This window comes from Microbacterium sp. LWO12-1.2, from assembly GCF_040675875.1.
In the GTDB taxonomy this organism is placed as follows: Bacteria; Actinomycetota; Actinomycetes; order Actinomycetales; family Microbacteriaceae; genus Microbacterium.
The window spans coordinates 1,698,506-1,717,433 of the sequence record NZ_JBEGII010000001.1 but is presented as its reverse complement, the minus strand read 5'-3'; the positions used below and the strand labels follow the sequence as shown (position 1 = coordinate 1,717,433).

The 18,928-nt window shown below is 69.6% G+C and carries 16 protein-coding genes; 9 read left to right on the top strand and 7 right to left on the bottom strand.

The window, feature by feature from the left end; translation table 11 throughout:
• The first annotated feature begins 100 nt into the window (after nt 1-100).
• The gene (locus MRBLWO12_RS08185) at nt 101-1,225 is read left to right on the top strand and encodes an FUSC family protein (RefSeq protein ID WP_363554406.1); all 1,125 of its coding nucleotides are present in this window, start codon (nt 101-103) and stop codon (nt 1,223-1,225) included.
• 11 nt (nt 1,226-1,236) lie between these two features.
• On the opposite strand, the gene MRBLWO12_RS08180 is transcribed toward MRBLWO12_RS08185, so the two are convergent.
• Complete coding sequence (locus tag MRBLWO12_RS08180) at nt 1,237-1,833, bottom strand: TetR/AcrR family transcriptional regulator (RefSeq protein WP_363554404.1); 597 nt, start codon at nt 1,831-1,833, stop codon at nt 1,237-1,239.
• Between the two features lie 33 nt (nt 1,834-1,866).
• On the opposite strand from MRBLWO12_RS08180, the gene MRBLWO12_RS08175 reads away from it, so the two are divergent.
• Nucleotides 1,867-2,835, top strand: coding sequence for a DMT family transporter (locus MRBLWO12_RS08175; RefSeq protein WP_363554402.1), 969 nt, complete (start codon nt 1,867-1,869; stop codon nt 2,833-2,835).
• On the opposite strand, the gene MRBLWO12_RS08170 is transcribed toward MRBLWO12_RS08175, so the two are convergent.
• The 3 genes from MRBLWO12_RS08170 to helR form a co-directional block, all read right to left on the bottom strand.
• A complete protein-coding gene (locus MRBLWO12_RS08170; RefSeq protein WP_363554400.1) occupies nt 2,789-3,955 on the bottom strand; it encodes an ice-binding family protein in 1,167 nt (388 codons plus the stop codon). The two genes, MRBLWO12_RS08175 and MRBLWO12_RS08170, sit on opposite strands and share 47 nt — an antisense overlap.
• Before the next feature lie 198 nt (nt 3,956-4,153).
• Nucleotides 4,154-5,341 carry a serine hydrolase domain-containing protein gene (locus MRBLWO12_RS08165; protein ID WP_363554398.1) on the bottom strand — a complete coding sequence of 396 codons (1,188 nt, stop codon included), beginning with the start codon at nt 5,339-5,341 and terminating at the stop codon, nt 4,154-4,156.
• Nucleotides 5,342-5,507: 166 nt separating this feature from the next.
• Nucleotides 5,508-7,652, bottom strand: coding sequence for an RNA polymerase recycling motor ATPase HelR (gene helR, locus MRBLWO12_RS08160; protein ID WP_363554396.1), 2,145 nt, complete (start codon nt 7,650-7,652; stop codon nt 5,508-5,510).
• Nucleotides 7,653-8,114: 462 nt separating this feature from the next.
• On the opposite strand from helR, the gene MRBLWO12_RS08155 reads away from it, so the two are divergent.
• On the top strand, nt 8,115-8,498 hold the full coding sequence (locus tag MRBLWO12_RS08155) for a hypothetical protein (RefSeq protein ID WP_363554394.1): 384 nt from the start codon (nt 8,115-8,117) through the stop codon (nt 8,496-8,498).
• 11 nt (nt 8,499-8,509) lie between these two features.
• On the opposite strand, the gene MRBLWO12_RS08150 is transcribed toward MRBLWO12_RS08155, so the two are convergent.
• Genes MRBLWO12_RS08150 through MRBLWO12_RS08140 form a run of 3 tightly spaced genes read right to left on the bottom strand, consistent with a single transcriptional unit; the run spans nt 8,510 to nt 14,342 of the window.
• A complete protein-coding gene (locus MRBLWO12_RS08150; RefSeq protein WP_363554392.1) occupies nt 8,510-11,974 on the bottom strand; it encodes an error-prone DNA polymerase in 3,465 nt (1,154 codons plus the stop codon).
• Nucleotides 11,974-13,512: a DNA polymerase Y family protein gene (locus MRBLWO12_RS08145; RefSeq protein ID WP_363554390.1), complete on the bottom strand. Its 1,539-nt coding sequence runs from the start codon at nt 13,510-13,512 to the stop codon at nt 11,974-11,976. The genes MRBLWO12_RS08150 and MRBLWO12_RS08145 overlap by 1 nt, the downstream gene beginning before the upstream one ends.
• Nucleotides 13,509-14,342: a hypothetical protein gene (locus MRBLWO12_RS08140; protein ID WP_363554388.1), complete on the bottom strand. Its 834-nt coding sequence runs from the start codon at nt 14,340-14,342 to the stop codon at nt 13,509-13,511. The genes MRBLWO12_RS08145 and MRBLWO12_RS08140 overlap by 4 nt, the downstream gene beginning before the upstream one ends.
• Nucleotides 14,343-14,509: 167 nt before the next feature.
• On the opposite strand from MRBLWO12_RS08140, the gene MRBLWO12_RS08135 reads away from it, so the two are divergent.
• From MRBLWO12_RS08135 to MRBLWO12_RS08110, 6 genes are all read left to right on the top strand, one after another.
• Nucleotides 14,510-14,980, top strand: a complete 471-nt coding sequence (locus MRBLWO12_RS08135; protein ID WP_363554386.1) for a prepilin peptidase — start codon at nt 14,510-14,512, stop codon at nt 14,978-14,980.
• Between the two features lie 55 nt (nt 14,981-15,035).
• Nucleotides 15,036-15,248 (top strand): response regulator, encoded by a 213-nt coding sequence (locus MRBLWO12_RS08130; RefSeq protein WP_363554384.1) that lies wholly within the window; start codon nt 15,036-15,038, stop codon nt 15,246-15,248.
• A complete protein-coding gene (locus MRBLWO12_RS08125) occupies nt 15,241-15,855 on the top strand; it encodes a CYTH domain-containing protein (protein ID WP_363554382.1) in 615 nt (204 codons plus the stop codon). Before MRBLWO12_RS08130 ends, MRBLWO12_RS08125 begins: the two co-directional genes overlap by 8 nt.
• A 71-nt stretch (nt 15,856-15,926) precedes the next feature.
• Nucleotides 15,927-17,093, top strand: a complete 1,167-nt coding sequence (locus MRBLWO12_RS08120; RefSeq protein WP_363554380.1) for a type III polyketide synthase — start codon at nt 15,927-15,929, stop codon at nt 17,091-17,093.
• A complete protein-coding gene (locus MRBLWO12_RS08115; protein ID WP_363554378.1) occupies nt 17,083-17,805 on the top strand; it encodes a methyltransferase domain-containing protein in 723 nt (240 codons plus the stop codon). The genes MRBLWO12_RS08120 and MRBLWO12_RS08115 overlap by 11 nt, the downstream gene beginning before the upstream one ends.
• Nucleotides 17,792-18,916: an FAD-dependent oxidoreductase gene (locus tag MRBLWO12_RS08110; RefSeq protein ID WP_363554376.1), complete on the top strand. Its 1,125-nt coding sequence runs from the start codon at nt 17,792-17,794 to the stop codon at nt 18,914-18,916. Before MRBLWO12_RS08115 ends, MRBLWO12_RS08110 begins: the two co-directional genes overlap by 14 nt.
• Nucleotides 18,917-18,928 lie beyond the last annotated feature (12 nt).

The window sequence follows — 18,928 nt, the reverse complement described above, 5'->3', positions numbered from 1 at the left end:
TCCTGTCAACCCGATCGGTGCACTGACGTGCACCTCGTAGGGTGGGGCACTCGTGTCACCCGGCACGCGGCCACCCACGTCCGCAGAGGAGGCGACACCCATGGCAGGCACCGCACCGCACGACCGCGTGCGCGCTCGCGCATCCGCCGTTCGACGAGCGGTCCGTCAGGCGACGGAGCCGGCCCGACTGCTCCTGGTCGTCAAGACAGCCCTGGCTGTGGGGCTCGCCTGGCTGGTGGCGCCGCATATGCCCGGTGTCGTGGACGAGTACCCGTACTACGCGCCGCTCGGCGCACTGATCAGCATGTACCCGACGCTGATGGGATCGGTGCGTTCGGGTCTGCAGACGGTCCTCGGGCTGGCCGCCGGCATCGGACTCGCGACGCTGGTCATCCTGACCGTGGGGCCGAACTGGTGGACGATCCCCGTCGTCGTCGGGCTCGCCGTGCTGATCTCCGGAACCGGATGGTTCGGCTCCGGCCGTGAGTACGTGCCGATAGCGGCGCTCTTCGTGCTGATCATCGGCGGACAGGACGCCGACGACTATTCGCTCGGATATCTGGTGCAGACGGCGGTGGGAGTGACGATCGGCCTGCTCGTCAACGTTCTGATCGCACCCGCTCCGCTCACCGCCCAGGCTGCGGCACGCGTCGATGCGTTTCGGGCGCAGCTCGCGACGCATCTGCATGACATCGGCGACGCCGTCTCCGCGTCATGGCCGCCCGAGAAGGATCAGTGGGCCGGGGATGCCGCGGCGCTCGCCGAGACGACTCGCGGAATCCGCATGGCACTGGCGGATGCCGAGGACAGCCGCCGCGGGAATCCTCGGGCCCTTCTCACGCGCGCCTGTCCGAGCGACACCTGGGCGGAGATGGACGCCCTGGATGCGATCACGCACCACATCCGCGACATCTCGGATGCGATCGCCGACACCATCTGGGAACGCCGCGCAGCCCTCGCGCTCGACGCCGCGCTTCCTGAACCTCTGACCGTAGCCTGCCACGCGGTCGCCGATGCCCTTGCGTTCGGCGCCGATGACAGCTCAGAGGCGCACCTCGCCCGAGGCCGGGCCGCCCGGGCGCTGCGGCACCTTCTCGAGACCGTCGACGACCGCACGATCGAAGTGCGCCGGTCGATGGGGCCGGGCGTGCTCACGGCGATGCACCTGCGAAGGATCCTGATCCTCGCCCGCCCGGTTCCTGGGGTGGACGAGTCGGACGAGTGACCGGAGGTGCGTCACGCCCTGGCCTGCTCGAGCAGTCCGCCGGCCAGGCGGCGCGCGACCTCGAACGGCTGCGCGAACGTCTCCATCCCGACCGTGACGATGGCGCCCTCGTAGAGCAGCATCATCGCCTGCGCCATCGACGCGGCGTCCGCCACCCCCGCCTCGCGGCAGAGGTCGGTGAACACGTCGAGCAGCCAGGCCTTCTGTCTGGCCACCTCGGGGAAGACCGGATGCCCGTCGTGACCGTCGCCGATCTCGGCGCGGGCGTTGATCGCGCTGCAGCCCTTCGGGCTGTACTCGTCCGACCAGGTGATCGCGGCATCGAAGATCGCCAACACGCGGGGGATACCCGGGGCTGCCACGCGGGACAGGTGGTCGGCGACGTGCGCCCGCCACTTCGCATCTCGGTGCTGAAGGTAGGCGACCACCAGTGCCTCCTTCGATCCGAATCGGTCGTAGAGAGTCTTCTTGGTGACCCCCGCTGCGTCGGCGATCGTGTCGACGCCCACGGCGTGGATGCCGCGTTCGTAGAACAGTCGAGATGCGGCGTCGAGCACCCGCGCGGCACCGGGGGTCAGCGGAGCGAGCTCGGGAACGGAGGTGGTCATGTGGTGAGTATACCAACCTGTATAGTCGGTCCAATGAGTAAACAGATCGGTATACTTCGGATCGGTGTGACGGTCGCGGCAGCCGCAGCTTTCGTCGCGACCTGGAGCTCCGGGTTCCTCGTGCCGGCGATCGCCACTGAAGCCTCCGCGCTGACTCTGCTCGTGTGGAGATTCGTCCCGCTCGCGGCGGTGCTGATCGTCATCGTGCTCGCATCGGGGGCCGCGCGAGGGGTGCCGCGCGCCGACGTGCGCCGTCAGGCTCTGATCGGCGTCTTCGCACAGTTCGGCTACTGCGCCGCTGTCTACGCGGCGATCGCGGCCGGCGTCGCCACCGGCACCACGGCGCTGATCGACGCCGTGCAGCCTCTGGTCGTCGCAATGCTCGTCGGGCCGCTGCTCGGGCTCCGTGTGCGCGCAGCGCAGTGGGCGGGGCTCGTACTCGGAGCGGTCGGCGTCCTCCTGGTCGTCCGTTCGCAGCTCGGCGGCTCCGACGCCCCGCCTTCGGCGTACCTGCTCCCGGCGCTCGCGATGGCGTGCCTGATCGTGGGCACGTTCCTGCAGAGGCGGTCCGCGGTGCAGACAGGAGTGCTCCTGACACTGACGATCCACGTGACGGTGACCGCCGTGGCGCTCGTGCTGATCGCCGCATTCGCCGGAGCGCTCGTGCCGCCGGCATCCGTGTCGTTCTGGATCGCCGCAGCGTTCTCCGCCGTCTTCCCGACCCTTGCCGCCTATGGCCTCTACTGGTGGCTGCTGCGCCGGGTCGGCATCACGGCGCTCAACGCGCTGCTGTTCCTGGTCGCTCCCGCCACGGCTGCGGTCGGAGCGCTGTTGCTCGGCGAGCAGCTCACCGCCATGACGCTCATCGGATTCGTGCTGTGTGGCGCCGGCGTGGCCATGGTGCTGGCGAGCGAGTCACGTGCGTCGCGAACTCGCCACCAGCATCCACTGACGCTCAGGTCACGGCGCGGGAGCGGCGTACCCGCAGCAGGCCGACCATGAGCCCGCCAGCGATGACCGCGATGACCGCGATGACCGGCGAAGCTCCGATCTCCATCCCGCTCTCGGCCAGCTGATCGCCGGAACCCGCCCCGGGCGCGGGACCTGAGGGGCCTTCGGGTACTGCCGCAGGAGCGATCGTGAGCTCGTACGTGACCGTGGCATCGGGTTGTGTGCCGTTCGCCGCGACGATCGTGGCGGTGTACGTGCCGGGAGTCGTCGGTTGGCCGCTGACCACCCCGGTGGTCTCGGTCAACGTCAGTCCCGGCGGGAGGGACCCGGAGCCGACGGTATACGTCGACGACGGCGAGCCGGAGGAGGTGATCGTGTGCGAGTAGTCGGTACCGACCACGCCGCTCGGGGGTGCGGCAGACGTGATGGTGGGGCTCGTCCGCACGGTGCCTGGTTCGGTCGTGCAGCCGGTCGGAGCGGTGATGGTGTTGGTGTCGAGCGTCACGGCGCCCGTGCGGGCGAGGAGGCGACCGGTCACCGTCGCCGCCGTCTGCGCGGTGACCGAGACATCCGCCATCACGGTGCCGACGAACTGCGCACCGGTTCTGATCGTCGCGGAACTGCCGACCTGCCAGAAGACGTTGCAGGCGCTGGCGCCATCGACGAGGGTGATGATCGCGCCGGAGCCGATCGTCAAGGTGGAGGCTGCTTGGAAGATCCAGACGGATTCGGCGGTGCCGGACAGCGTCAACGCGCCGGTCAGCGCGAGTTCGCCGCCCGAGTAGACCCCGGGCACGAGGGACGCTCCGGTCAAGTCGCCGAGACCGGACTGGAGCGGCGTGAGCCCCGCTGCCACGTTGTACGCGGTGGTGAGGTCGGCCTGCGCCTGGGCGGCGACCGCATCGGTCTGGTGCAGCGTTCCATTCACCACGGCCGGCGGGAAGCCGGTCACGGACGTCTCCGGGCTCAGCCCGACGTCGCCGTTGAGTACCGACGGACCGGTGTTGGTCACGGCCGATGCGCCGAGAACGGCGAAGGGGGCCGCCGTTCCGAGGTCGATCGGGCCGTCGATGGTCGTGGCAGCGTTCGCCGACGACGCGGAGGAGAGCAGGATGAGTGCTGCGAGGAAAGAGGCAGCGACGACTGGGGTGCGTCCGCCGATAGGGGACATGACGATCCTTCCGATAGGGAGGGGCATCGTCATCAACAGCGGTCAACAAATCCGCGCCTACTCGCAGGTCTATCAGTACGGTGCGGTGCACGACGGCCGGACGGGAAACTGACAGGACAACCGTTACCTCCGCCGATCACGGTGCACGGATGGCAGCGGGGCCGGGAAGCACTCGGCGCTGCTCCCCGGCTCGGCCGCTCAGCCCATCGCGTAGACGTTCTCGGGGGTGAGCAGTTCGGTGATCGGCGTCAGCAGCCGACCCGCCAGATCGGACTCGTCGTCGACGTCGGAGTTGACGAAGGCGACCACGGTCATCTCCTTCTCCGGCAGATGGACGGTGACGGTCTTGTAGCCGGGAAGACTGCCGTTGTGACCGATCCAGCCGTCGAGGGTGAACAGCCCGAGCCCATAGCCGGAATCCGGATCCTCGGGCGAGAACGGTGTCACGTCGAGCCGCTCCTTCTGCAGCTCCGGCGACAGCAGCTCGCCGGTCGCGAGCGCGGGAACCCAGACCTTCAGATCGTCGAGGTTCGAGATGATCGCGCCGGCAGCCCAACCCCAGGAAGGATTCCAGTCGGTGGCGACGGCCTCGGAACCGTCGAGCGTCTGCCGGGTGTATCCCTCGGCATGCGGCGACGGGAACTCCTCAGCCACAGGGAGGAAGGTGTGGGTCAGCCCGAGGGGCGCGGCGATCTCGGCCTGCAGGACTTCGGCCAGGCTCTTCCCCGTCGCCTTCTCGATCGCGAGTCCGATCAGCACAGTGTTCGTGTTGGAGTACTCGAACGTCGTCCCCGGCTCGAAATGCAGAGGTTCGTCTTTCACGACGTCGTACAGGCTCTGCGGGCTGAGCGGCGTGCGCGGGTCCGCGAGGAGGGTGCCCACCCACTCCTCATCCTGCGAATAGTCGGCGATGCCGGCGGTCATTCCGGCGAGGTGCCGCAGAGTGATGCGGTCTCCGTCCCGCACGCCGTCGACGTAGTCCGAGATCGGATCGTCGAGCGACACCGTGCCGGTGTCGACCAGTCGCAGCAACGCGGTGACCGTGAACGTCTTGGTCACACTGCCGATGCGATGGTTCAGGTCGGTGGTCATCGCGGTCTTGTCGGCCTTGTCGGCATAGCCGGCGGCCGACACGTAGTCGCCTTCGGGGCTCCAGATCGCGACCACCGCACCCGGCATGCCGCCCGTCGTCACCGCGGATTCGAGGATGCTGTCGAGCTGCTTCACGGTGTCGGCGTCGAACGTCGATTCCGTCGGGGCTGCTGTTCCCGATGACGGGGTCGGGGGTGATGCGGTCGTCGAGCACCCGGCGAGTACGACGGTGGCGAGGGTGACGCCGGCGATGAGGGCGACGACGGGACGAGGAGACGGTACGTGGAGGTTCACGATCTGCTTTCCGGGGTGAGTGACGGGTGTCTTCCCATCGTCCGTCGCGCCGCGGGTCGCCCACATCGTGCGGGGGTGCCGAGCCGGGTGGTACCGCGGGAGGGGGCTCCCGGATCGTCTCGGCACCAGGGGACACGATGCGGGCGCCGCGGCATGCTGAGCCTGCTCACCGCAGGATGATGAGCTCCTGCGTGGCGCGGGTCATCGCCACGTAACGGTCGACGGCGCCGGTGACGCCTTCGCCGAACTGCTCGGGCCTCACGAGGATCACGAGGTCGAACTCCAGTCCCTTGGCACCCTCCGGCGAGAGCGCGCGTACGCGTGCGGTGGGCGTGAACGAGGGATCGCCAATCACGCAGGCGACTCCCTGTGCGTGCGTGGACAGCCAATCCTCGAGGACGTTCTCGAGCGCCGACGTCGATGCCTCCCGCACCGGGATGCCGCTCTCTCGTACCGAGCTCGGCACGTTCGCATCGGGGATCGCCGCGCGGATCACGGGTGCGGCCACGGTCATCACCTCGGCCGGCGTCCGGTAGTTCACTCCCAGATGCGCGATCTGCGCGTCGCGGATCCCGACGCGCTCCAGGCGCGCCGTCCAGCTCTCCGTGAAGCCGTGTCGTGCCTGCGCACGATCGCCCACGACGGTCAGGCTGCGCGAGGGGCAGCGGGCCAGCAGCATCCGCCATTCCGCATCGCTGAGCTCCTGCGCTTCGTCGATCACGATGTGTGCGAACGGACCGGCGAGCTCGTCCGGATCGGAGACCGGGGGAGCGTCGACGCCGATCAGCACATTCCGCGCATCCTGGCCCTTCAGGATCGACATGACCTTCATCTCACTGTCGTCGTCCTCGATGAGATGGTCGACGACGTGCGACATCTGCTCCTGCGCCGAGGCGATCACCGCCTGACGGCGATGCTCCGCCCGCGTCGCCGCAGGGTCACCGATCCGGCGGTGTGCGGCGTCGAGAAGAGGGAGGTCGGCGTCGGTCCAGGCCTCGGTCTCGTCCCGCTGCAGGAGGGCCACCTCTCCGGCGCTCAGCGACGGCGCGCAGCGTGCGAGGAAGACCGGGTCGCTCCACAGCCGGCGGACGACCGATGCGGGGGAGAGCAGCGGCCAGGCGCGCACGAATGTGCCGGTGAGGTCCTCGTCCTGCCGCAGCCATCGTCTGACGGCGTGCGGGGGCACCTCGTCGTCGTGGATCTGATCGAAGAGCATCTCCAGAAGCTCCTCCCACACCTCGTCGCGCGCGTCGTTGTGCGCGGCGGCGGGGTCGGCGGCGGAGAAGGCCTCGGCCCATTCCTCGCGGCTCAGCCACAGGTCCGCCCAGGGAGACTCCACCCTCAGTGCGTGCTGGGGAGGCCGTTCGTACGCGGCGGTCGCGGCATCGATCATCGCGCCGGGATCCAGCGTCTCCTTGAGTCGCGCGACACGGGGATCCGTCTCGGCCACCGCCTCATGCCCCTCCGGCACGAGGTCGCGCAGCGTGCTCAGCCGGACGCTGTCCTCGCCGAGGCTCGGCAGCACATCCTCGACGTACGAGAGGTAGTGCGCATTCGGGCCGATGAGCAGCATCCCGCCTCCGCCGTCGGTGAGGCGTGGTTCGGCGTAGAGCAGGTGCGCCGCGCGATGCAGGGCGACGACCGTCTTGCCCGTGCCCGGTCCGCCGTCGACGACCAGAGCTCCCGGTGACGGCGTGCGGATGATGACGTCCTGGTCGGCCTGGATCGTGGCCAGCACGTCGCGCATCCGCGAGGAGCGGTCGGAGCCCAGGCTCGCGATGAATGCGGACTGGTCGTCGAGGGCGTCGGGGGCGCTGAGAGCATCCTCGGTGAGTGCCTCATCCCAGTAGTCGGTGATGCGCCCGTCACTCCAGCGGTAGCGGCGTCGCGAGGATATGCCGCGCGGGTCCTCCATCGTGGCGGCGAAGTACGGTTCGGCCGCAGGGGTGCGCCAGTCGATGAGGAGTCGGGTGCCGTCGGCGGCGGCGAGGCCCGAACGGCCGATGTAGAGCGGCGCGCTGCCGTCGCTCGGCGTCATCCGCCCCAGGCAGAGGTCGAGGCCGAACCTGTCGAGCAGCCGCAGACGACCGCTGAGTCGGCGGATCTCCAGATCACGATCGACGGCGGCACCGCCGGTACCGGGGCGCGCCTGTCGTGCGGCGGCGAGGCGCGACTCCGTCTCCTCACGCTGACGGCGCAGGGCGTCGGCGATGCGGAGGAAGTGCGTGCGGTCGGAATCGATGAGTGCGGATGCTGTCTTGCGGTGTGACGAGAGCGGGAGGTGAAACGGGTCGAGGGGAGTCGTGGGCATGGGAGTCTCCTTCGCGCTCAGGCGATGGCGGCATGAGCGAGGATCGATCCTGCCCCATGCAGGGGGCCTTGTGGCAAGCCCCCCTGTCGGAGATATCCTGAAAGTGGAGGAACTTCGTGTTCCTCTTTTTCGTGCCCTGGGTGCGAGCGAGACGCCGACATGACGACGGACCGTGCAGATCGGCGGTCGACGGCGCGAGACGGCGGGGATTTGCCCTCTCGAGTCTCCGCCCCAGCGTGAGCTCGAGAGGGCGCACCGCCCAACCCGGACGGTAGGGGAGGCGGCGAAGATCTCGCTGCTCTCTTTGGCTGATTCCCCAGGTTTCAGCCTGTAGCCCCCGCTACGCATAGCAGAGTATCGCGATTTCGTCATGTCCGCCATTTGGGGGACAAACTTTCTTGAAGAAATCTGTTCGACACACAAGGTGTTTGCCTCGACGGCCCGCGTTCCTAAGGTGGAGACATGGACAGAACGCTCGTGTTTGCAGCTCAGGTCGCGATCCCCACCGGCCATCGGGTCGAGGTGACCGAGCGCGTCGATCCGCTCACCCAGGAGCCGGTGCTCCTGTCCCTTCTCGACCTGGACACCGGCATCCACTACCGGCGTGCGGAAGAGCCGCGGGGTGATCTCGCGCGCTGGGTGGGGCGGGTCCTCGAGTGCACGGTGATCTTCGGCGACCGCGGTGCGCGCACGGTCTTCATGGTCGATCCCCTCGGACCCGGTGAGGTGGGGGCGAAGGTGGCGTTGCGCGGCGCAGATGCGGCAGCGGATGCGGCGAAGGCGGAGGCCGACCGCTGGGGCGGGAGCGATCGTCCTCCGGCGGAGGAGCCTGAGCGGTTCTGGTGATGCCGCATCGGTCATCGGAAGTCCCGTGAGCGATGGGTCAGGCCCGTGCGCAGATCCTCGAAAGCGTCGGCCAGCACGTTCACCACGCCCTCGGGTGAACGCTCGAGGATGCCGCGGATGATCAGCGCAGGGGAGTCGCGTGCAACGCGGCGGTAGCGATTCCACACACCCGTCGAGCAGACGACGTTGACCAGACCGCTCTCGTCCTCAAGGTTCACGAAGGTGACACCAGCGGCCGTCGCCGGACGCTGGCGGTGCGTGACGAGCCCGGCGACTTCGATCCGGCGGCCTACCTCGTGCTCCTGCAGATCCAGTGCCGTGAGCACTCCGCGCTCCGTGAGCGCCGAGCGGAAGTGCGCCATCGGATGGTCGTCGGTGGAGACACCGGTCGCCCAGAGGTCAGCCGAGAGCTGCTCGTAGCTGGTCTGATCGGAGAACAGCGGCGGCTGCACCGACACCGTCGTGCCCGGCAGGAATCGGGCACGGTCCTCGGCTGCGGCACCTGCGAGCCAGATCGCCTCCCTCCGCTCCAGCCCGAGACAGGCGAAGGCTCCGGCGGTGGCGAGTGCTTCCAGCTGCGCGGCGGTGGCATCCGTGCGCCGCACCAGATCATGCAGGTCGCGGTAGGGGCCGTTCTCCTCACGCTCGGCGACGATCCGCTCTGCCAGTGGGGCGCCGATCCCGCGTACCCCGCCGAGCCCTAGGCGCACGGCATACCCGCCGTCTCTGCGGTGAGCTGCGGCCTCGTCCGGAGCCTCCCTGTTGAAGCGCAGCGTGGGGGGCTGCGGATCCGCGAGGCAGGAGTCGAGACCGGTGGGGGTGTGCGGCGTGACCGCGGTGAGCGGTTCCATCGTCTCGGTCGCCCCCGAGGTCTGCAGATCGGGACGCCGTACCTCCACGCCATGGCGCCGCGCATCGGCGGTGAGCGTCGCCGCCGAGTAGAAGCCCATCGGCTGGGAGCGCAGGAGCCCCGCCAGGAACGCTCCGGGATAGTGCAGCTTCACCCAGGAGCTGGCGTAGACGAGCAGGGCGAACGACAGGGAGTGCGACTCGGCGAAGCCGAAGTTCGCGAACGCCTGGATCTGCGCGTAGATGCGGTCGGCATCGTCGCCGATCAGGCCGCGCCTCGTCATCCCGGCATAGAGCTTCGCCTTGACCTTCTCGATCTTCTCGAGACCACGCTTGGAGCCCATGGCCCGCCGCAGCAGATCGGCCTCGTCGGCCGTGCAGTCGCCCACGGCGGTCGCCATCTGGATCAGCTGCTCCTGGAAGATCGGGATGCCCAGGGTCCGCTTCAGGATGTCCTCCAGATCGGGGTGCGGGTAGGGGATCGAGAAGTCCACCGGCTTCTCGCCTCGTGCCATCCGTTCCCGGTTCTCCTCGTCGTTGCGGTCCTTCGCCATCTTGCGGCGTACGAAGGGGTGCACTGCTCCGCCCTGGATGGGGCCGGGCCGGATCAGGGCGATCTGGATCGTGAGGTCGTAGAAGCTCCGCGGCTGCAGGCGGGGGAGCAGGCCGATCTGGGCACGGGACTCGACCTGGAACACCCCGATCGAGTCCGCGCGGCAGAGCATGTCGTAGACGGCGGGCTCCTCCTTCGGGATGGTCTCCAGAGTCCATCTCTCGCCTGTGGCCTCGTGGATCAGATCGAAGCAGTGCTGCAGGGCGGCGAGCATCCCCAATCCCAGCAGGTCGAATTTCACCAGCCCCATCCACGCCGCGTCGTCCTTGTCCCACTGGATGACGGTGCGATCCTCCATCCGGGCGTGCTCCACGGGAACGACCTCGCCGACGGGGCGGGCGGTGAGCACCATCCCGCCGGAGTGGATGCCGAGATGGCGGGGTGCCTTCAACAGCTCGCCCGCGTACTCGATCACGTTCGCGGGGATGTCATGCTCGTCGGCGACCTCCAGCCCTGTGCTCCACCCGTCGACCTGCCGCGACCACGCGTCCTGCTGGCCGGGGGAGAACCCGAGAGCCCTGGCCATGTCGCGTACGGCGTTCTTCGGGCGGTACTGGATGACGTTCGCGACCTGCGCCGCCCGCTCGCGCCCGTAGCGGCGATACACCCACTGGATGATCTCCTCGCGCCGACGGGAGTCGAAGTCCACATCGATGTCCGGCTCTTCCTGACGGGTGGTCGCGAGGAAGCGTTCGAATGGGAGTTTGTAGAGGATCGGATCCACGGCGGTGATCCCCAGCAGATAGCAGACGGCGCTCGCCGCGGCCGACCCGCGCCCCTGGCAGAGGATGCCGCGCCGGCGAGCCTCCGCGACGATGTCATGCACGATGAGGAAGTACCCCGGGAAGTCCTTCTCCTCGATGACGTCGAGCTCGCGGCCGATGCGGCGCCGACCGTCGTCATCCAGGCGCGGGTACTTCGTGGGCACGGCCTCCCAGACCAGGGAGCGCAGCCAGCTCATCGGCGTGTGCCCATCCGGCACCTCCTGCTGCGGAAGGGCAGGCCGGGCCCTGCGCAACGGGAAGGCCGACGCGGCAGCCAGCTCGAGACCGTAGGAGATCGCTCCGGGGTAGCGCCGGAAGCGTGCCGTCATCTCCGCGCCGCTGCGCAGGTGTGCGCCGCCGTGAGCGGGGAGCCAGCCATCGAGATCGTCCATGCTGCGCACCGCTCGCACCGCGGCGACGGCCTCAGCCAGTGGGGCACGGGCCGGCGTCGCATAGTGCACATTGTTCGTCGCCACCACCGGCAGATGCATCCGGGTGGCGAGCTCGGCGAGGGCGTCGTTGCGGCGGCTGTCCTGCGGGTCGCCGTGGTCGAAGAGCTCGACGGCGACGTGATCCGCGCCGAACAGGTCGACGAGCAGGCGGAGCGGAGTCTCCGCGTCCCCGCGCTCCAGTCCCCGGCGCACGCTGCCCTTGCGGCATCCGGTGAGGATCGTCCACTGACCGCCCGCGCTCGCCGCGAGTTCGTCGAGGTCGTAGACGGGACGCCCCTTCTCGCCACCGCGCAGTTGGGCGGTGGTGATGGCACCCGACAGCCGGTGATACCCCTCCATCCCGCGGGCGAGGACCAGCAGATGCTCTCCCAGCGGATCGGGGGTGCCCCGCTGTGGAGCGGGCAGTTCGAGCGACAGCTCGGCGCCGAACACGGTCTGCAACGGCGCCTCCATGAGGTCGGCGACCTCAGCGAAGCGGGCAGCCCCGTAGAAGCCGTCATGATCCGTGAGCGCCAGAGCCGTGAGGCCGAGCCGTTCGGCCTCTGCGAGAAGCTCCTCGGGCGACGAGGCGCCGTCGAGGAAGGAATAGGAGGAGTGCGCGTGCAGCTCGGCGTAGGGCACGGCATCCGCGGGGCGGGGGATGGGGGCGGGTGGGGTCCGCTGTCGTCTTCGGCTCACCGGTCCGGGGTCGGCGCGCCCTCCTCGGGGCTCGGCGACGGTCGGGTGCGCAGGGGGCTCCTCCCCGCTGAGCGTGCGCTCCAGCTCGTTCCAGGACAGGGGCGGATTGTGCCAGCCCATCAGCGGTACCTCCCCTCAGCCCACCAGCGTTCGCCGGTGCAGAACACCAACCAGGCGCGGTCGTGGTCATCGACGATCTGCAGCCGATGGCCCTTCTTGCCTCCGCCTGCCGCCCACCGGTGCTCATGGATCGGCCACGGACCTGCCCACCCCTGCACGGCGCTCCCGTCGATGCGCGCGGGGGCGGCGGAGAGCGCCCCGCGTTCATCGACGCTGATCCCGCCCCCGTCTGCCGCGTCCACTCCGATGGGGCGCGGAGGGCGGAACACCTCGGCGGGGAGCGGAGCGGGCAGACTCCCCGGCCAGGGGCGAGCAGGATCACGCGGGGCGACCGCACGCTCTCCCCACGGGGTGAGCACCTGTCGGTCGGCGAGCCAGCGCCCACCCGAGAGCGCGGCGGTGACCACTCCCTCGTGACCGAGCATCGTCTGCACCCGGGAGACGGCATGGTGCAGACGCTCATCCGTGCCCGAACCGAACAGTCCCGGCTGATGATGGGCCGCGTCGTCCACCGCGACGGGAACGATGCGCACCGCGGCGATGCCGCCGAACGCCCTGGCCTCGTCGACCGGATCCTTCGCGTTCTGCGCGGCCAGGGACTCGAGCTGCCAGCGGATGCGGTCGACCAGATCGGAGGCGTCGAAGCAGGTCGGATGCAGCCAGGCGCGGGAGAACACCAGTCCGTTGTCATCGGTCAGGTCGATCCGCACCTCGGTGCACACGAGCGACGCCTCGCCCAGGGCCACCAGCACCCCGTCGGCGGTCTGCCGCACGGCGAAGGCCACCTGGTCGGCTCCAGCCAGAGGGGTCTCGAACTCCACGCTGCGCACCAGCTCGGGGTCGGGTGGACGCGGGGTCAACGGCCGTGAATCCGCGCCGCCGGCGAGAGCATGCAGTCGCGCTCCGCGCTCGCCGAAACGGTCGCGTACCTCGAGAGCCGGGAGCGCCGTGAACTCGCCGAGCGTGCGCACCCCCAGCCTGATCAGGAGGTCGGGGATCTGCTCGTCTCGCAGCACCTGCACGGGATACGGGGCCAGGAAGTCCTTCGACAGTCCGGCGGGGACGACGGTACGGGGCCGAGGCCCTCTGGCTGCGATCTCGGCGGTGAAGGGACCGTCCGCGACCCCGATGCGTACTTCGGGCAGACCCCCCTCCGTGAGGATGGCGGCGAGTGCCTCCGCCGCTTCCGCCTCGCCGCCGTGATAGCGGGCGATGCCCCTGGCACGCAGCACGGCCAGCCCGGGGCGGAGCTGGGCGACCCCTGGCGCGTGCTTCTCGATGAGCTGCAGCACGGGGAGGAAGGCGCGCTCGTCGCGGGAGGCGTCGTGGGGCAGGATCTGCAGGGAGGAGAGGTGCCCCTGGGCGACCCGTCGTCGCTGCCCCGACCGCACGCCGTGCTCCCGCGCCGAGGCAGTGCAGGCCACGACGGCGTTCGCCTGCACCAGCGCGGTGGGTGGGTGTGGTGGCGGCCCGCCGAGGGCGGCGCGCAGCGGCCAGTCGGGGAACCACAGCACGAGGACGCGGAGTGGTGCGTTCATCCGGCCTCCGCCCAGAGGGAGAGCTCGAGGTCGGGGATGGTGTTCCGCGGGGAGGCCTCGGAGGACAGGGACGGCAGCGCGGTGAGCTCGGGTCCTCGCAGCGACTGCTCGATGTCCCGCTGCTCGACGCCTTGCTGTTCGGCGATGAACGGCTCGACGATGCCGCGACTGCCGGGGAGGCGCACCTGCACGCGAGAGGGCATGGGGGCGCGCCTGGTGCGGGCGGTGACCGTGACCGTGCAGTCGGAGAGCAGCCCCCAGCCAGCACCGAGGCCATGCCAGTGCGGGTCGTCGATGCGGATCGAACCCTCGCTCTGCGGCCATTCTCCGGCGGAGGATTCGGCGACGAGCAGCGTGCAGCCGCGGTCGCGCAGACGTGCGTTCAGACGCGAGACGTCGGCATCACGTGCGCGGCTTCCCGGCTGGACGACGATCAGGGGGACGACCTCGGCGAGGGCGGAGGTCGCGGCGAGCCAGCGTTCGGCGGGCTCGGGGACGAGGATCAGCCGGGAGAGGTCGATCCCGAAGGCGGCTGCGGCCTCCACGCCCAGTGTCGGCATGCCCACGACAGCGCTCCAGTGTCCCTTGCGTGAGGCGGCGCTGAGCAGGGCGAGCACCAGACTCGGCGAGGGGGAGACGGTGTACGCGGTGCCGGTCAGCAGCCCCTCCTCCGGCAGCAACGAGGCGAATGCGGGATCGAGGGGGAGCAGCGCATCGTCGCTGCGGCGACGCTGCATCCTGCTGATCTCGCGGCGCAGTCGTAGCACCTCTCCGGCGCGGGAGTCGCCCGTCGGAGAGAGCGCGGTCACCGCATCGAGCCCGATCCCCATGATTCCATCCTCGAAGATATATTCGAATAAAGCAAGTCGTTCCGATCACGATAATTCGTACATCGGACATCGCGGGAACAGGCTGTGGAGCAGGGGCGATGCGGACCTGCGACGCGGTTATCCACAGCCGTCCGACACGCGGAGCGAGGTTCTCCTAGCCTGCGGACATGGATCTGCGCACCGTGCTCGTGGCCCTCGCCCATCTGGCGCTGGTCGGTATCGGAGTCTGGTTGATCGTGATCGACGCCCGCACGCATCGGCTGCCGAATCGCATCGTGCTGCCGACGTTGGCGGGACTGCTCATGCTCGTGCTCCTCGACGCGGTGGTCGCCGGTGGGACGCTCAGTCTGGTCCGCGCCCTCCTGGGAGCGCTGATCCTCGGCGGCTTCTACGCCGTGCTGCGACTGGTCAGCCCCGCAGGGATGGGGGGAGGTGATGTCAAGCTCGCCACTGTCATCGGACTCCTCCTCGGGTGGCACGGCTGGCAGGAGCTGGCGGTGGGGGCAGCCTCGGCCTTCGTGCTCGGGGCGTTCTACGCGCTGATGCTGATCGTGCTGCGCCGTGCAGACGGCAAGACGCGCATCGCCTTCGGACCGTGGATGATCGCCGGCGCTGTCGTGGGCATCGTGTTCCCCTGAAGGGAACGCCGCTCGTCCTCGCCTCTTCGGGGGAGGTCGGGGCTAGGGTGATGTCATGGCACTCGCGCGACTTCACGGCGGCCCGCTGGACGGGCAGATCATTCCTCTGGGCGATGCGGACGACAAGCTGATCGTCCCCTACAGCGAGACGCAGGTGGTGTACAACCGCCGCGGCGAGCCGACGAACACCGGCTCCGCAGACGGTCCCACCGAGATCGACTACTGGTACGACGAGGCGCTCGAGGACATCAGTCCTTCGGATGACTGAGCCGTCTCGTACGGTCGAGGTCGAGCGCAAGTACGACGTCGACGTCGCCACGCCGCTGCCGCTCTGGCAGGGGATCCCGGGGGTCGATGCCGTGACGGCGGGGGAGGCGCGTGCGCTCGATGCCCGCTACTTCGACACCGAAGACGGAGCACTCGCCCGCGAAGGGGTGGCTCTACGCCGCCGCACCGGAGGTCCGGACGAGGGCTGGCACGTGAAGGGCCCGCGGGAGGGCGACGGCCGACTCGAACTCGGCTGGCCCCTCGGTGAGGGAGAGGGTCTTCCTGAGGCCGTCGCGACCACGATCGCCCGCTGGACCACAGCGCCGCTGACCCCGCTCGCCCGCATCGAGAACGACCGCACGGCCTATCTCCTCACCGGGCCCGACGGTGTCGTGGCGGAGTTCGTCGACGATCACGTCCGCGCCACCGATCTGCGCCTGGGCGTGCAGCGCGAATGGCGCGAGTGGGAGATGGAGCTCGGTCCGGCAGCGCCGGCGGATCTCGCGGGTAGGGAGTCCTTCTTCGCCGCGGTCGAGCGCGCGGTGCGCGCAGCCGGCGGACGCGACTCCGCCTCCGGTTCCAAGCTCGCGCGCGCCCTGGGATTCTGACTCGCTTCGCAGACAGCGACAAGGCACGCAAGCCCCTTCCGCCCTGACCGGCGGCATGCTTGAGTGACATCATGAGTCGCCCTGCCGTGCTGAGATCACTCCAGACGATCGTTCCCGACACGGTGCTGCGGCAGGACGAGGTCCGTGATGTCTTCGGCTCGCAGCCCGACCTGGGCCGGTTGGCCAAACGGATCGTCTCCACATCCTTCAACGTCTCGGGCATCGACACCCGCCATACCGTGATCGACGAGTTGTCGCTGACCGCCGCGACCGAGAACCCGGTGTTCTTCGACCGCGCGACCGGCGGCCTGTTGTCTCCGAGCACGAAGACACGCAATGAGGTCTACGTCCGTGAGGCCTTCCCGCTCTTCGTCGCTGCGGCCCGCCGCGCGGTCGAGGCGGATCCGGACATCTCGGCGAGCGACATCACGCATGTCATCACGGTGTCGTGCACCGGCTTCTTCGCCCCCGGCCCCGACTACGAGATCGCGCGCGCGCTCGGGCTGAGCGACGGTGTGCAGCGCTATCACCTCGGTTTCATGGGGTGCTACGCGGCGATGCCCGCTCTGCGCGCGGCGAGCCAGTTCTGTGCGGCCGACCAGGATGCGGTCGTCCTGATCGTCAGCGTCGAGCTGTGCACACTGCATCTGCGTTCCTCCGATGACCCCGACACGATCGTGGCCTCCTCGCTGTTCGCAGACGGGGCGGCAGCCGGCATCGTGACCGCGCGCTCCCTCCCATCCGTGGTGGCCGGCCTGCGGCTGGACGGATTCCACACCGCGATCGCTCCACAGGGCGAGAGCGACATGGCATGGATGATCGGCGACTCCGGGTTCGAGATGATCCTGTCGACCTCGGTGCCGCAGATCATCGGCGAGACCATCATCGACGCTCTTCGCCCGCTCTACGCCAGGGAGGACGGCCTGGTCTCGGCCTTCGACGGCGGGGCGATCGGCGAGCGCGTCGCGCACTGGGCGATCCATCCCGGGGGCCGCAGCATCCTGGATCGGGTGCAGGATCGACTGCACCTGAGCGATGCGCAACTGCATCCGGCCAGGGAGGTGCTCCGCGAGAACGGCAACATGTCCAGCGCGACCGTGCTGTTCGTGCTGAAGCGCATCCTGGAGCAGGAGGGTGCGCAGCCGGGCGAGCGTGTGGCCGCCATGGCGTTCGGGCCGGGGCTGACCGCGGAGAGCGCACTCTTCACGGTCGAAGAGTCTGGGACCCGTGGGGCCTGACCTGTCGGCCCGGGCCGTCGACGCTCGCGAGCTGATGGACGAGCCCGACGCCGATGAGCGGATGCTCGGTCTCACCTACGACCGATTCCGCATCGTGAACGCCCTGGTCTCGCGCCCCGGCGGTGTCTATCGACGCGACATCCGCGCACGGGCCCGTCGCGGCCCCGTGCGCATCCTCGATGTGGGAGCCGGGGGTGGAGACCTGTGCCGTGATCTCGCCCGACGCCTCCGACGCGATGGGCTGACGGCGGACATCACGGCGCTGGATGCCGACGAGCGGGCGATCCGGTGGGCGGAGGCGCACGACGACGGCGCCGGGATCGGCTACCGCTGCGCACTGGCGGACGAGCTGGTGGAGGAAGGGGCGCAGTTCGACGTGGTGCTGTCCAACCACGTGCTGCACCATCTCTCGGATGCCGAGCTGCCGCAGATGCTCCACGACACCCGGAGGCTCGTCGGCGATACCGGGGTCGTCGTCCACCACGACATCGCGCGGGCCGGCGCGGCCTACGCGCTCTTCCGCGGCGCTACCGCCCCCTTCGCCCGCACGGTCCTGGCCGGGACCTTCATCCGCGAGGACGGATTGATCAGCATCCGCCGCTCGTACACGCGGGAGGAGCTCGCGGCCGCTGCTCCGGAAGGATGGACCGTACGCGCGAGGGCGCCCTTCCGGCTCGAACTGCGGTGGGAGCCGGGCCATGCCCGACCATGAGGTCGTGATCGTGGGCGCGGGTCCCGTTGGCCTGCTGCTCGCCTGTCTGCTGGTGCAGGAGGGGATCGACGTCGTGGTGTGCGAGCGGCGCGCTGAGGCTGACCCTCGCACGCGGGCGATCGGCATCCACCGGCCGGGTCAGGACGCGCTCGACGCGGTGGAACTGGGGTCGTCGGTCCGGCAGCGGGCTCTCCGGTTGGACGGCGGTGATGTGATCAGCCGAGGACGCACCCTGGCCTCGCTCTCCTTCACCTCGGATCGGCCGGTCCTCGTCCTCCCGCAGCAGCAGACCGATGCGCTGCTGCGGGAGCGGTTGGGGATGCTCTCGCCTGGTGCCCTGCTTTCGGCGCATGCCGTGCGGGGAGTGCGTGATGAGGGGCCGTTCGTGCGCGTGTCCGTCGACATGAGCGACGGTGTCCGCGAGATCACCGGGGCGCTGGTCGTGGCGGCGGACGGCGTGCGCAGCCCGCGACGCGAGGAGCTCGGGATCGCCTGGCGGCCGCGCGCGGGAGCCGGCACCTACGCGATGGCGGACGCCGTGGATGTCTCAGGCGACAGACGTGCACGCCTGTACTGCGAACCCGACGGTCTGGTCGAGTCCTTTCCGCTGCCGGCGGGCCGTCGGCGCTGGGTCGTGCGTCGGAGATCCGCGGACGCCGAGCTGCTGACCGCTGCCGCGTTCCTGGACGTCGTGGAGACCCGCACCGGTGTCCGGCCCGAGATGCCGGACGAAGTGGCGCCGAGCGTCTTCGACGCCGCTCAGCACACGGCACGATCTCACGGACGCGGACGGGTGGTCCTGCTCGGCGACGCACAGCACGAGATCAGCCCGATCGGCGGGCAGGGTATGAACCTCGGGTGGATGGACGCCGTGCGCCTCGCCGAGACGATCGTGCGCGATCGCGCCGGAGGGCGCTATGACTTCCGCGGCTACGGGCGGCGCACGCGTCGATCCGCGCGGGTCGCGCAGCGGCGGTCAGCGTTCTACATGTCGATGGGCAGACCGGTGCACGGAGCATCGCTCGTGGCTCGCGACATCCTCATCCGCACGCTCGGCAGTGCTCCGCTGCGGCGGGGGAGCGCGGGGATGATCACGATGCGCGGCATCTGACGCAGAAGGCCC

Excerpts from the sequence above, each read along its gene's own strand:
- MRBLWO12_RS08170 (WP_363554400.1), bottom strand. The coding sequence starts at position 3,955 with ATGTCCCCTATCGGCGGACGCACCCCAGTCGTCGCTGCCTCTTTCCTC.
- MRBLWO12_RS08130 (WP_363554384.1), top strand. The coding sequence starts at position 15,036 with ATGGCACTCGCGCGACTTCACGGCGGCCCGCTGGACGGGCAGATCATT.
- helR (WP_363554396.1), bottom strand. The coding sequence starts at position 7,652 with ATGCCCACGACTCCCCTCGACCCGTTTCACCTCCCGCTCTCGTCACAC.
- MRBLWO12_RS08125 (WP_363554382.1), top strand. The coding sequence starts at position 15,241 with ATGACTGAGCCGTCTCGTACGGTCGAGGTCGAGCGCAAGTACGACGTC.
- MRBLWO12_RS08135 (WP_363554386.1), top strand. The coding sequence starts at position 14,510 with ATGGATCTGCGCACCGTGCTCGTGGCCCTCGCCCATCTGGCGCTGGTC.
- MRBLWO12_RS08155 (WP_363554394.1), top strand. The coding sequence starts at position 8,115 with ATGGACAGAACGCTCGTGTTTGCAGCTCAGGTCGCGATCCCCACCGGC.
- MRBLWO12_RS08120 (WP_363554380.1), top strand. The coding sequence starts at position 15,927 with ATGAGTCGCCCTGCCGTGCTGAGATCACTCCAGACGATCGTTCCCGAC.
- MRBLWO12_RS08150 (WP_363554392.1), bottom strand. The coding sequence starts at position 11,974 with ATGGGCTGGCACAATCCGCCCCTGTCCTGGAACGAGCTGGAGCGCACG.
- MRBLWO12_RS08140 (WP_363554388.1), bottom strand. The coding sequence starts at position 14,342 with ATGGGGATCGGGCTCGATGCGGTGACCGCGCTCTCTCCGACGGGCGAC.
- MRBLWO12_RS08180 (WP_363554404.1), bottom strand. The coding sequence starts at position 1,833 with ATGACCACCTCCGTTCCCGAGCTCGCTCCGCTGACCCCCGGTGCCGCG.
- MRBLWO12_RS08175 (WP_363554402.1), top strand. The coding sequence starts at position 1,867 with ATGAGTAAACAGATCGGTATACTTCGGATCGGTGTGACGGTCGCGGCA.
- MRBLWO12_RS08185 (WP_363554406.1), top strand. The coding sequence starts at position 101 with ATGGCAGGCACCGCACCGCACGACCGCGTGCGCGCTCGCGCATCCGCC.
- MRBLWO12_RS08110 (WP_363554376.1), top strand. The coding sequence starts at position 17,792 with ATGCCCGACCATGAGGTCGTGATCGTGGGCGCGGGTCCCGTTGGCCTG.
- MRBLWO12_RS08145 (WP_363554390.1), bottom strand. The coding sequence starts at position 13,512 with ATGAACGCACCACTCCGCGTCCTCGTGCTGTGGTTCCCCGACTGGCCG.